The organism is Clostridium beijerinckii (genome assembly GCA_003129525.1).
GTDB lineage: Bacteria > Bacillota > Clostridia > Clostridiales > Clostridiaceae > Clostridium > Clostridium beijerinckii_D.
On the sequence record CP029329.1, the window covers coordinates 1,227,995 to 1,242,247 of the forward strand.

The following is a 14,253-nucleotide window of genomic DNA, read 5'->3' on the forward strand; positions in this document are numbered from 1 at the left end:
AGGGAAATAAAATATTGGAGGAAAAATTGAATGGAAATTAAATTACATACACCGCTTACAGAAGATAAAATATTAAATTTAAAAGCTGGGGATAGTGTTTTATTAAGTGGAGTTATTTATTCTGCGAGGGATGCTGCTCATAAAAGATTGATAGATTTGCTACAAGAAGGAAAAGAACTACCTTTAAATATAAAGGATGAAATAATATATTATGTTGGACCATCTCCAGCAAAACCAGGGAATGTAATAGGGTCAGCGGGACCTACAACGAGTTATAGAATGGATGCATATGCACCAACATTAATGGAGCTTGGCTTAAAAGGGATGATAGGTAAGGGCGCAAGGAATGAAGAAGTAATTGATGCAATTAAAAGCAATAAAGCAGTCTATTTTGGTGCTATTGGGGGTGCGGCTGCATTAATAGGAAAAAGTGTTATTAAATCTGAAATAATTGCATATGAAGATTTAGGTGCTGAGGCCATAAGAAAAATGGAAGTTAAAGATATGCCATTAGTTGTTATTATAGATGCACAAGGAAATAATCTTTATGAAATTGGACAACAAGAATATTTAAATTCAGTTAGATAGAATATTTAAGCATCAAAGTTCTATTAATTAACAAGGAGAAATATATGAATAGAATTAAATTGCCAGGAAAAGAAAATAACAAGAAAATACTATTAATAGTTCTAGTTATAGCAGCAATAGGAATATTATCTTATGAAGGTTGGAGAAATATAAATAATAAAAACATCAAAAGCGAAAATAATGAACAAAAAGAAATGGTAAAACCTATAAATTCAGAAGAAACATATATTAACAATACAACTAATACAGAAACAGAAAAATCTGATGGCAATAATTATAAAACTAATAATAATGAGAAGATTAAAAAAAATGAAAAAGAAAAGAATTATACAGCTAGAGAAAATGAGTTATATAATGAGGCATATGGATTATTTTTTTCATATGAATATGATAATGCAATTAGCAAAGCTGATACACTTATAAGTGAGTTCCCAAGCAATGCTATGGGATATAACATAAGAGGTATTGCGAAATCTTACAATGGAGATTATGATGGTGGCATGAAGGATATAGACACCGCATTAAATATTGATGAAAATTATGGCTATGCAAAGTTTAATAAAGCACTTACATATGAATTATATGAAAATATGGATGCAGCATTAGAATGGTATAATAAAGCTTTAGAAATCGAGGATTATGTATGGAGCTATTATGGTATAGCATCTATTTATGGAAGAAGAGGGGATGTAGCTAATACAATGACATACTTAAACAAGGCAATAAAAATAGATTCAGGTGTTAAAGAGGTAGCAAAAAAAGAACATGATTTTGATCCGGTTAAGAATTCAGAAGAATTTAAAATGGCAATATATAATTAAGTTCACAAAGTTTAATATTATACTATAAAAAGTGAAATCTAGGAGGATGTAGTATGTTTAATGTATTAGTAGCTGATGACGAAAAGGAAATAAGAGATGCAATTGAAATATATTTAAGAGGAGAAAACTTAAAAGTATTTAAGGCGGAAGATGGATTAGAAGCTTTAGATATTCTTGAGAAGGAAAAGATACATTTAATTATATTAGATATAATGATGCCTAGACTTGATGGAATAAGGACTTGTTTAAAAGTTAGAGAAAAGCAGAATTTGCCTATAATAATGCTATCTGCAAAAGGTGAAGATTCGGATAAAATATTGGGATTAAATGTAGGTGCAGATGATTATATAACGAAGCCATTTAATCATTTGGAATTAGTGGCAAGAGTTAAATCGCAATTACGACGATATGAAAAACCATTAAGTGTTGAGGAAGGCAAAGATATAATTAAAGTTAAAGATTTGGTCATAGATACTATTGCTAAAAAAATTACTTTAAGAGGAGAAGAGGTTAAAGTAACAGCTACAGAATATAAAATACTATATTTATTGGCTTCAAATTCAGGAAAGGTATTTTCTATAAAAGAAATATATGAAAATGTATGGGAAGAGATATTTTATAAGAGTGAAAATACTGTAACTGTACATATTAGAAGAATAAGAGAAAAGATTGAAATAAACACAAAAGAGCCTGAATATATTAAGGTGGTGTGGGGAATTGGATATAAGATTGAAAAGGAAGATTAAAATATATTTTAGTAGTATCTACTTAATTGATATAGTAGTCATAGCTTTAATAACAGCAATTTTATTTTCAATATTAGGAGATTATATACAAATAAATAAAGTACAGCATGATTTAACTGCATATGATATTAGAAATAATGCATTAGAGCTAATGTTAGTATGTACTATATATATAAGTTTCATTATGAAAATCATTCTTGTAATAAAAAGAAATCCTAAATCACCTAAAATTCAATCTAATCTAATTAATAATATAATTTTTGTAATAAAAAATGGATTTCATTATAAAGAAACAAGGAACACATTATTAATATCCATAGCATTAGTACTTATAATATTAATTACATATTTGTATTTTCTTGCAACAGGTGGATATGAAAATAATATATTTGTTAGATTTTTTCAGACGTATCCATTTAAAGGAAGTGTATTTATTATAATAATTTTATTTTTAACTTTGATGTATGCATTAAAAAAGACTTTGGATATAGTTGTTGTAAATGATGCACTTAGAAAAGTTAATGAGGGTAATTTGCAAGAAGATATTAAACTTGATGGTTCTCCAGCAATAAAAGAATTAGTTAAAAATATTAATTTGATAAAAGCTGGATATAAAGAGATTTTAGAAAATGGTATGCATAACGAGAAATTAAAAACTGAATTAATATCAAATGTATCTCATGACTTAAAAACACCATTAACATCAATAATAAATTATGTAAATATATTAAAGAGTAAAGATATAACAGAGGAAGAAAAAGCAGAATATCTATTAATATTAGAAAAGAAATCTTTAAAATTGAAAGTTCTAATTGAAGATTTATTTGAAATGTCAAAGATTAATAGTGGTAAGATTAAATTAAACAGAGATTTAATTGATATATTATCATTAATACACCAGGGGTTAGGTGAATATAGTACGTTATACGAGGAAAAAAATATTTCTTTTAAAGTTACAACTGAAGAAGATGCAATATATATGGAACTTGATGGAAAACTTATGTCTAGAGCATTAGAAAATATAATAATTAATGCTTTAAAATACTCATTAAATAACACTCGAGTTTATATTAATATTAAATTAGAAGACGAGTGTGTAAAAATTGGAGTAAAAAATGTTGCGAATTATGAAATGGATTTTAATGAAGAGGAAATGTTTGAAAGATTTGCAAGGGGCGACAAATCTAGAAATTCAAAAGTTGAAGGTTCAGGACTAGGTCTTGCAATAACTAAGAGTATAGTTGAACTTCATGGTGGAGAAGTTAAGATAAAAAAAGAAGGCGATATGTTTAAAATTTATTTAATACTTCCTATAAAAAAGGAATAAAACATATTAATAAATAAAAGTTATCAATTAGTTAGTTAATCTGTGAGAAATCGAAGATTAACTACTTTTTATATATAAATCTATAAATTTTGGTATTTTACAATTATTCTAGTAGGAATTATAATATACAATATATTGTATAAAAATTTTAATTCATATACAAAAAACACAAGATATAGTGGGGGAAATAAGATGTCGGACTTGAATCAATTATGTGAAGATGCAATTTCTAGAATTAGAGATAAAGAAGGAATTTATACTAAAGAAAGATTATTAACTGCTTTTGACAATATTATAAGAGATGGCATGAGTAGCAGTGAAATAAGAAAATCATTAATTCAAATTTCATTGGAGTTAACTACAGATATGGAACCAAATTGGCAATATGCTGCGGCTAAGATGTATACTTACGAGCTGTATGATAAGATTAGAGATATTAGAAACTTAAATACAAATGAAGATTTATATAAGAACTATTATGAGTTCATTAAAGATTTAACAGAGAAACATCTTTATGGAGAATATATTTTGGAGAATTATTCTCAAAATGATATTTTAGAATTAGAAAAAGAGATAAAAGTTGAAAGAGACTTTTTATTTAATTATAGTGGAATAAATCTTTTAACAAATAGATATTTGGTTCAAGATTATAATAGAAATCCTATAGAACTTCCACAACAAATGTTTATGGGAATAGCTATGCATCTTGCAATTCCAGAAAAAAAAGAAAATAGGGTATATTGGGCAAAGAGGTTTTATAATGTTTTAAGCTCATTAAAAGCAACTATGGCAACACCAACTATGTCTAATGCAAGAAAGCCATTTTATCAATTAAGTTCATGTTTTGTAGATTCAGTAGAAGATAGTTTAGATGGAATTTATAAATCTCTTGATAATTTTGCTAAAGTATCTAAACTTGGCGGTGGAATGGGGATTTACATGGGAAAAATTAGAGCATTAGGTTCTTCAATTAGAGGATTTAAAGGAGCATCAGGTGGAATAATACCATGGGTCAAACTATTTAATGATACTGCAATAGCTGTAGATCAATTAGGCGTTAGAAATGGTTCTGTTGCCATATGGATTGACGCATGGCATAAGGATATTCCTGAATTTCTTCAAATAAAGACTAATAATGGAGATGATAGAAAAAAGGCTCATGATGTATTTCCAGGTCTTTGTTATCCAGATTTATTTTGGAGACTTGCAGAAAACAATATAGATGCTAATTGGTATATGATGTGTCCGCATGAAATTAAATCTGTTAAAGGATATGCATTAGAAGATTTTTATGGTGAAGAATGGGAAGAAAAATATTATGAATGTGTAAATGATGAAAGAATAGAAAAAAGAATAATGTCAATAAAAGATTTAGTAAGATTAATTATAAAGAGTGCAGCTGAAACAGGAGCACCATTTGCTTTTTATAGAGATACTGCTAACAAAATGAACCCTAATAAACATAAAGGGATGATATATTCTTCAAATCTATGTAGCGAAATAATGCAAAATATGAGTCCTATGCAAATACAAAAGAGTGAAATTTTAAAAGGTAAAGATAGTTATACTGTAGTTGAAAAAGTAATACCTGGAGATTTTGTTGTCTGCAATCTTTCATCAATTTTACTTGGGAATATAGATGTAATAAATGATGAAGAAATGGAATATGTTATAGAAACTCAGATTAGAGCTATGGATAATGTTATTGATTTAAATTATTATTCTGTTCCTTTTGCAGAGATCACAAATAAGAGATACAGAGCAATAGGACTTGGAACAAGTGGATATCATCATATGCTTGCTAATAATAAAATACATTGGACTGAAGACAAGCATAAAACATTTGTAGATAAAGTCTACGAAAAGATTAATTATTATGCAATAAAATCTAGTATGAAAATATCAAAGGAAAAAGGAAATTATGAATTATTTAAAGGTTCTGATTGGGATAATGGTAATTATTTTGAATTAAGAAATTATAAAGATAATAAATGGAATGAGCTAAGAGATGAAGTACATGAATTTGGAATGAGAAATGGTTATTTAATAGCAGTTGCACCAAATGGCTCAACAGCAACTATAGCAGGAACTTCAGAAGGAATTGATCCTGTTATGGCTAGATTTTATTTAGATGAAAAGAAGGGAAGCATAATTCCTAAGACAGCACCAAATCTTTCGGAAGATAATTATTGGTATTATAATTCAGCATATAATATAGAACAATCTTGGTCAGTTAAAATGAATGGAATACGTCAAAGGCATATAGATCAAGGCCAATCCTTTAATTTGTATATAACAAATAATTATACTATGAGACAAATAATGAACTTATATATAGAAGCATGTAAAAGTGGTGTTAAGTCAATTTATTATGTTAGATCAAAATCACTTGAAGTGACTGAATGTGAAAATTGTTCAGCGTAAGTGAGTCGGGTTTCATAAAAAAGAAAACCCAAAGTTATGGTCTAAATCTTATATTAAGATAGTAGAACCTATACATAGTGAAAGCAAATAATTGAGAGTTGAAATTTCACATTTGGTTCTTCGAGCTTAGTTAACTCGTGCATATGAATTAACTTACTTAAAGAATGATTTGGTGTGGCTCATTTGCCAAATGAACTCATGTGAGTCATATTCTAAAATGTTATAAAGAATAGGAGAATAAAAATGAAGATGAGTAAAAAACCTCTTTTTAATGAATTTGGAGATAGAGATATTAATAAAAAGAGAATTATAAATGGTAATACTACAAATTTAAATGATTTTAATAATATGAAATACAGTTGGGTTTCAGATTGGTATAGACAAGGCATGAATAACTTTTGGATTCCTGAAGAAGTTAATCTTTCACAGGATTTAAAGGATTACCAAAATTTATTAGACGAAGAAAGAATCGCATATGATAAGATATTATCATTTTTAATATTTTTAGACTCTATTCAAACAGCTAATTTAAGTAATGTAAATAATTATATAACAGCAAGCGAAATTAACCTTTGTTTGACAATTCAAAGCTTTCAAGAAGCAGTACATTCACAAAGTTATAGTTATATGCTTGATAGTATATGTTCACCAGAAAAAAGAAATGAAATACTTTATCAATGGAAAGATGATGAGATACTTTTAAATAGAAATAAATTCATAGGAGATTTATATAATGAATTTATAAATGAACCTACAACACACAATTTATTAAAGACACTTATGGCTAACTATATTTTAGAAGGTATATATTTTTACTCTGGGTTTATGTTTTTTTATAATCTAGAGAGAAATGGTAAGATGCCAGGTTCAGCACAAGAAATCAGATATATAAATAGAGATGAAAATACTCATCTTTGGCTGTTTAGAAATATTATAAAAGAATTACAAAATGAAAATCCTGAATTATTTACACAAGAAGTAAAAGATGAATTAAGAGAAATGATGAAGAATGGTGTAGAGCAAGAAATTTTGTGGGGACATTATGTTATAGGAGATAAAATACAGGGTATAAATAAAAAGTTAATAGAAGATTATATAAAATATTTAGGAAATAAAAGATTAAAAGAAATAAACTTAGAACTATTATTTGATGAGTATAATGAAAATCCAGCTTTATGGGTAGATAATTTATCAAATGCAAATTCTCTTAAAACAGATTTTTTTGAGGCAAGATCTACAGCCTATGCAAAGTCGGCAAGTTTAGTTGATGATTTATAAATTAAATTCACTATATACTAAAATAATAGGAATAAAATGGATGATAAGCACATATTGTTATAAAATATTACTAAAAATTCATATAAAGTAAATTGAAATATGAGTATAAAAGCTCGTATATAATTACTTTAAACGAAATTTGTTAAAAAAGTCACAAAATGCGGTTAAAATTTAAAAAGAGTTATGATATAATAGAGAGAGTTAGTTTTTATAATAACATTTAAGTATATATTAAGACATAAAAAAACAATTATAACAATAAATTTACAATCAAGGAGGAGTTCCATATTATGAAAAAAGGTATTGCTGCTTCTAAAGGATATGCAATAGGAAAAGTATTTTTACAAGAAAACGAAGAAATCGTTATAAATGACGCAAAAATTGCAGATATAGGTGCAGAAAAAGAAAAAATGCAAAAAGCATTAGATGATTCTAAAGCACAATTAGAGATTATTAAAGTTAAAGCAGAAAAAGAGATGGGTGCAGAAAAAGCAGCTGTATTTGAAGCACATATTACGTTAATAGATGATCCGGAATTTACTGGAGCAATGATGAGTGAAATTGAAAATAACAGCTTAAATGGCTTAAAGGCAATTGAAAGTGTGACAGATTCTTTTGTTGCTATATTCGAATCTATGGATAATGAATACATGAGAGAAAGAGCTGCTGATATCAAAGACGTATCTAAGAGAATACTATCAAATTTTGCAGGTAAAGGCGGAGATTCTTTCGCAATAACTGAAAATAATACAATAGTTGTGGCTCACGATTTAACTCCATCTGACACAGCAGGATTAGATAGAACTAAGGTTGTAGGTTTTATTACCAATATTGGTGGAAGAACTTCACATGCAGCTATAATGGCTAGAACTTTAGAAATTCCGGCTGTACTTGGATTAGGTGATATAACTACATGTGTTAAAACTGGAGATATGATTATACTTGATGGACTAACTGGAGATGTAATTATAAATCCTTCAGAAGACGTAGTAGCAGAATATAAAGCTAAAAAAGAGAAATTCCAAGCTGAACAAGAAGAATTAAAGAAATTAATAGATGTTAAAACAACTACTAAATCAGGCAGAAGAATTGAAGTTTGTGGAAATATCGGTAAACCAGAAGACGTTCTTGCTATTTTAGCAAATGGTGGCGATGGTGTAGGATTATTTAGAACAGAATTCTTGTACATGGATAGAGATAGTGCACCAACAGAAGATGAACAATTTGAAAGTTATAAATTTGCTCTTGAAAAAATGGATGGTAAGCAAGTTGTTATAAGAACATTAGATATCGGTGGAGATAAGACTCTTCCATATTTACCATTACCAGAGGAAATGAATCCATTCTTAGGCTATAGAGCAATAAGACTTTGTTTAGATAGAAAAGATATATTTAAGGTTCAATTAAGAGCATTACTTAGAGCTTCTATTTATGGAAACCTTGCAGTTATGTTCCCAATGATTTCAGGATTACAAGAATTTGAACAAGCAAAAGAAGTTGTTGATGAATGTAAGGCTGAATTAAAAGCTGAAGGAAAAGAATATTCAGAAAAGATCCAATGGGGTATCATGGTTGAAATTCCAGCAGCAGCAGTTTATGCTGACGAATTAGCTAAATATGTTGATTTCTTCTCAATTGGAACAAATGATTTAATCCAATATACTTTGGCTGCTGACAGAATGAGCGAAAAAGTTTCATATCTTTATAATCCAATGCACCCAGCTGTGCTTAGATTAATAAAGATGACTATAGATGGAGCTCATAAGCATGGAAAATGGGTTGGAATGTGTGGAGAAATGGCTGGAGATGAAGCTGCTATCCCTACATTGGTTGAATATGGATTAGATGAATTCTCAATGAGTGCTTCATCAATATTAAATGCTAAGAAAATAATGTTAGAACAAGAATAAACATAAGAATTTTTATATAAGGCATATTAAAGAAAATAACAAGCCAAAGAGGCACATTTATATTTGACTTGTTATTTTAAGAAATGTACCTAAAGTTGGGCTGTCTCAAAGTTATTTGAGACAGCCTTTTCATTTATAGACAATTTTAAGAAATGTAAAATTAAGTTGAGAAATTATAATTGCTTTTATTTTAATATTTAGTTGGAAGGATTATAGAAGATATAATATACTATAGATAAGAAATACTTGATTTTAAGATTAATAAGGGGACATTTATGAATAAAAAAGCTGAAAAGGCTTATGACAAAGCTATGGATTATTATGAAAAGGGGAAAATTAATAAGGCACTAGAAACATGTGAAGAGGTACTATTAGAAGGACTAGACAATCCAGTTGTATTAAACTTTAAAGGGTTATTATTATATCAAAAAGGAAACTTAAATGAGGCAATTACAGTATGGAAAATAAATGAAGATTTTAATAATGATGATATTGCAAAAAATTATATAAAAGATGCTATAGCTGATGAAAGGCGATTAGATTTATATAAACAAGGGGAACAAGCATTAAAACAATTTAAAATAGATAATGCACTTGAATTATTTAAGATATGTTCAGAAAGTGATTTTAATGCAATTAAGGTAAATACAGGGATTGCTATATGTTATCAAAAAAAAGGTGACTTATATAAAGCTAAAGAATATGCAGATAAGGCTTTGAGCATAGATCAAAATGCAATTACAGCTAAAATTATAAAAAAAGAATTAAAAGAAGATGGAGTAGATTTAGGTTCTCAAAATTCTTCAAAAGGCCTTCTGATAGGAATAACAATTTTATTTTTAGTTTTGACAATTGCTGCTGGCGGATATTTAATTGTGTCAAAAGTTAAGTCGAAAAACTTAGCTAATAATATAGGAGAAACAAAAAACAATGAAGTTCTAGAAAAAGAAAGTAGTACAGTAGATGACAGCAAAGAAATTGAAGTTCAAGAAACATCAAAAGTAAATTCAGAGACTACTTCAGAAGAAATAGTTGAAAAATATCCTAAAAGTACAAACTTTGATAAAGATAAGTTAAAAACATTAATGAAAAGTAACGATTTAGCTGGAGTGTATGAACAATTAAAAAATGTTAAAGCAGAATCAATAAACAGTGAAGATAATGAATTATATAATGAAGCTGTCGATTTAATGAAAAGTGAAGGAGTATCAAAATTCTATGAATATGGTTTGTGGTATTTTAATCAAAGTAATTATTTAGATGCTCAAATTTCATTTGATAAGGCGTATACATATTGTGAAGGAAATAGCCTAAAAGAACATATTGTTTTTTATAGAGCAAGTGCTACATACAAACAACAAGATAATCAAACTGCATTAGCACAATATGAGGAGTATTATAATCAATATCCTAAGGGTATTTATATTCAAGAAGTACTATATCAATTAACATTATTAAGTAATTCCGTTGATAAGGAAAAAAGTAAAGCTTATGCAAATACATTAGTAAATAATTTTCCTAATTCAATTTATATAAATGATAACATTGTAAGTATATTAAGAAGTTAAATAATTGAAGGTTGTCATATACATATCATAGGTCGTGGAGGAAAAAGCGGATATAATACAAGAACACCTGAAATTCAGTTGTCTAGCCTAATAGAAGCAGGGATTACAACAGTTGTTGGATGTTATAGGAACTGACGGTATATGAAGAAGTTTAAAATCATTAATAGCTAATGTGAATAAAGCATTGAGATAAGAATGTAGCTTAAATATTAAAGTTTAAGGATAAAGGAACCAGAGAATGTGGAAAAGATGCAGAGTTGGTCATGATGGATGAAAGTTCCTTGAAGATAAATATGTTTTTTGCTTAAGAAAAGAAGATGGTTGAAGATGGGAAAGCTATTATAAAGGAATTTTTGAATTACAAAATAAAAAAAAGCGTTATATAAAAAACATTTTAATTAAACGCTATATCTATTTTACATTAAGCCCATTCAACAAAATTACAAGACAAAATATATATTATATATTTGACTTGTAATTTTTTCCTTGTACCTAATGTTTAAAGTTAATCTTTTACTTTGAAGAAAGTATGATGCCCTATAATTGTTTGATTAATTTTGTGTGTTTCTTTCATCCAATTACATGTTGCTATAGTTGGATTATAGAAAAACAAAGCATCGTTTGTCGGGTCAGCACCTCTAATTGCATCATATACTGCATCATAGCAATCTTGATTTGCAGTAGCATTTATTTTACTGTTTTTAACACAAGAAAAAGCATTTTTTTGGAATATAACTTCTTGTATAGTATTTGGGAAATGAGGATCAATAGTACGATTTAATACCACAGAAGCTACAGCTACCTTTCCAGCATATGGCTCACCAATACTTTCAGCAGAAACAAGTTTTGCCATTAAAGCTATATCTTCGCCCGTTATATATAATTGTTGAGTAGAATGATTAAAAACTTCTAAAATCTCATCATGTTTTTCATTGGATTGTAAAATATACTCTATATTAGTATTTGAATAATCTTCATTAATTTCTTGATTTAAAGAAACACTCTTAGTTTCACAATATGTTTCGTCTAAAACTACGGCAAAAGCTGGATTAATATTAATAACGGAAAGATATAGTATTAAAGCAATTACAAAAATACTACATATCTTTTTCATAAAAAACCTCCTTTGGTCTAGTGCAACAAATAATATTATTACCAAACAAAGTAATTATATACACTATTTATTTGTATAATCTTTTATAGGGTTTTCTAACCATTAAAATATAATAGATAATAATTAATAAGATTAAGCATATTCAAAAAAAGTAACAATTTAATATATATTAATAAAAAATTATTATAAAAATAATAGAAAAGTAATAAAATAATAATTGTCTTTGTATCTAAGAACATAGTATTTGTTGTATAATTTTAATTAAGAGAAGAGAGGTGAAAAATTTGCGTGAACTTTTATCAATGCTAGGAACAAGCTTTTCTAATATGTCATTATGGTCTATATTAGATATTTTAGTGGTATCATACATATTTTATAAAGTGTATATTTTAATAAGAGAAACAAGAGCAGAACAATTATTAAAAGGGATAGCACTAATTATAGTACTTATTCCAATTAGTTATTTATTAAGATTAGATATGTTATATTTTATATTAAATAAGACATTAACTATCGGGGTATTATCTGTAATTATTATTTTTCAACCTGAGATTAGAAGGGCTTTAGAACATTTAGGAAGAAGCGCTTTTGATGATAAGCATTATCCTAATAATAAAGAAGAATTAGATATAACTATTAGTGAAATTGCAATTTCAGTTCAAAATTTATCAGAGACTAGAACTGGAGCATTAATTGTAATAGAACAAAGTACAGGACTCAATGAATTGATTGGTGCAGGTACATTATTAGATGCAAATGTAACCTCAAACCTTTTAGAAAATATATTTGTAGTGAATACTCCACTTCATGATGGGGCAACAATAATAAGAAATAATAGAATTTTAGCATCAGGTTGTGTTCTACCACTAACTGATAATAATACGATTAATAAAAAATTAGGAACTAGGCATAGAGCTGCAATAGGACTATCAGAAGTATCAGATGCATTAATCATAATTGTATCAGAGGAAACAGGTGTTGTATCATTAGCTGTCAACGGAAGAATAACAAGAGGTTATGACAAAGAAAAATTGCGAAATATATTAATAAAAATAATAGAAAATAGAAATGAGAAGAAAGTAAAAACAGCAGGAGAGAAGGTGAAGTCATGGATAAAAGTGAAAACAGAACGTTAATTGTTAAGATTATTTGTATACTGTTGTCGTTTGGTTTATGGCTATATGTCTCAAATGTTGAAAATCCACTTAGGACTTATGAATTGAAGAATATTCCAGTAGAATTAACAAATGAGAATTCTTTAACTGATTCTAAATTTGTAATTGCAAATAAACAACAATTTACAGTAGATTTAAAACTGGAAGGGTCATCAAGTGAAGTGGCAAAGGTTAAAAAAGAAGATTTTAGGATTATAGCTGATATGTCAGCTTATGCATTAAAGAATGGAGAAAATACTATACCAGTTCAAATAGTAAGTTATCCTGAAAAGATTGATATTAAAAATAATAGCTTTTTAGGAATAAAGGTTAACTTAGAAGAATTAGTTGAAAAGGCAATTACAATAAAATCTAAAGTAAAAGTTAATTATAAAGAACATATTTATGAAAAAGAACAAACAATAAGTCCAAAGACGGTGACTGTAACAGGTGGAAGGAGTTCTGTTGAAAGAATTAGTGAAGCTATTTTAACTGGAGAAGAAAAAGATATAGATAAAAATAAGGAGAGCCAATATGATATAAAGTTTGTGGATTCAGTGGGGAATGAAGTTAATAATATTAAGTCAGACAGTGAAACCGCAAAATTATCAATTGTAGTAACTAATGGGAAGTTTGTACCTATAAACTTAAAAACTAAAGGAACTATTTCGCAAGGATTTATCTTAGAAGGTTATGAACTAAGTAAAAATAATGTAAATATATTAGGAGAAGGTCAAAACTTAGATAAAATAGAATCAATAGACACTGAAGTTGTGGACATGTCATCGCTACAAGCAGATAGTGAAATGGAAGTTAAGCTTAATTTGCCAGAAGGTATTTCAGTTGAAAATCGAGAAAATACTATTAAGGTTAAGTTTAAAGTAATAAAAGAAGAAACCACAACTAAAAATGTAATATGTAATGTACAGTATGAAAATTTAAATGAAGCATTTTCGTTAGATTCTTCAAATTCAACAACCAATATTATAGTAACAGGTAATCAAACAGATTTAGATAAGATAAGTTCCAAAAATATAAATGTTATATTAGATTTGATCAATGTAAAAGAAGAAGGAACATTTAATTATACACCACAGGCAACACTTGTTAATGGAAATAATGTAACAATATCAGATGTTGGAAGTGTCAATATAGTGGTTAAAAAGAAAGGTTAGAGATAGGAGGTAAAATAGTCGCAGTATTGACAATGCTGTGGCTATTTTGTGATATAATTCTTTTAGATTAGTTTAAAACAACTTCATATGGGTAATAAATAGTTTATAAGGTTTAAGAAAATGAAATTGTAAAATAGTATTATTTGAA

Annotated in this window: 11 protein-coding genes and 1 pseudogene; 11 read left to right on the top strand and 1 reads right to left on the bottom strand. The window is 27.7% G+C overall.

Annotated features, from left to right (window positions below; genetic code table 11):
- Positions 1-30 precede the first annotated feature (30 nt).
- The 9 genes and pseudogenes from DIC82_05345 to DIC82_05385 all read left to right on the top strand — a co-directional run bounded on the left by DIC82_05345 (position 31) and on the right by DIC82_05385 (position 10,804).
- On the top strand, positions 31-588 hold the full coding sequence (locus tag DIC82_05345) for a Fe-S-containing hydro-lyase (protein AWK50491.1): 558 nt from the start codon (positions 31-33) through the stop codon (positions 586-588).
- Positions 589-632: 44 nt separating this feature from the next.
- Positions 633-1,409, top strand: a complete 777-nt coding sequence (locus DIC82_05350) for a hypothetical protein (protein AWK50492.1) — start codon at positions 633-635, stop codon at positions 1,407-1,409.
- Between the two features lie 53 nt (positions 1,410-1,462).
- Positions 1,463-2,155 (top strand): DNA-binding response regulator, encoded by a 693-nt coding sequence (locus tag DIC82_05355; GenBank protein ID AWK50493.1) that lies wholly within the window; start codon positions 1,463-1,465, stop codon positions 2,153-2,155.
- A complete protein-coding gene (locus DIC82_05360) occupies positions 2,127-3,482 on the top strand; it encodes a sensor histidine kinase (GenBank protein ID AWK50494.1) in 1,356 nt (451 codons plus the stop codon). Before DIC82_05355 ends, DIC82_05360 begins: the two co-directional genes overlap by 29 nt.
- Before the next feature lie 192 nt (positions 3,483-3,674).
- Positions 3,675-5,906 carry a ribonucleoside-diphosphate reductase subunit alpha gene (locus DIC82_05365; GenBank protein ID AWK50495.1) on the top strand — a complete coding sequence of 744 codons (2,232 nt, stop codon included), beginning with the start codon at positions 3,675-3,677 and terminating at the stop codon, positions 5,904-5,906.
- 243 nt (positions 5,907-6,149) lie between these two features.
- A complete protein-coding gene (locus DIC82_05370) occupies positions 6,150-7,184 on the top strand; it encodes a ribonucleotide-diphosphate reductase subunit beta (GenBank protein AWK50496.1) in 1,035 nt (344 codons plus the stop codon).
- 290 nt (positions 7,185-7,474) lie between these two features.
- The gene (gene ptsP / locus DIC82_05375; protein AWK50497.1) at positions 7,475-9,094 is read left to right on the top strand and encodes a phosphoenolpyruvate--protein phosphotransferase; all 1,620 of its coding nucleotides are present in this window, start codon (positions 7,475-7,477) and stop codon (positions 9,092-9,094) included.
- A 275-nt stretch (positions 9,095-9,369) separates the two neighbouring features.
- Positions 9,370-10,662: a hypothetical protein gene (locus tag DIC82_05380; protein AWK50498.1), complete on the top strand. Its 1,293-nt coding sequence runs from the start codon at positions 9,370-9,372 to the stop codon at positions 10,660-10,662.
- A gap of 3 nt (positions 10,663-10,665) precedes the next feature.
- Positions 10,666-10,804, top strand: a pseudogene (locus tag DIC82_05385) (beta-aspartyl-peptidase).
- A 363-nt stretch (positions 10,805-11,167) separates the two neighbouring features.
- Here the strand turns inward: DIC82_05385 and DIC82_05390 are convergent.
- Positions 11,168-11,776, bottom strand: coding sequence for a cell wall hydrolase (locus DIC82_05390; GenBank protein AWK50499.1), 609 nt, complete (start codon positions 11,774-11,776; stop codon positions 11,168-11,170).
- 284 nt (positions 11,777-12,060) lie between these two features.
- Between DIC82_05390 and DIC82_05395 the strand changes: the two genes are divergently transcribed.
- Positions 12,061-12,912, top strand: coding sequence for a TIGR00159 family protein (locus DIC82_05395; GenBank protein AWK50500.1), 852 nt, complete (start codon positions 12,061-12,063; stop codon positions 12,910-12,912).
- The gene (locus DIC82_05400) at positions 12,885-14,105 is read left to right on the top strand and encodes a hypothetical protein (protein ID AWK50501.1); all 1,221 of its coding nucleotides are present in this window, start codon (positions 12,885-12,887) and stop codon (positions 14,103-14,105) included. The genes DIC82_05395 and DIC82_05400 overlap by 28 nt, the downstream gene beginning before the upstream one ends.
- Positions 14,106-14,253: the final 148 nt, after the last annotated feature.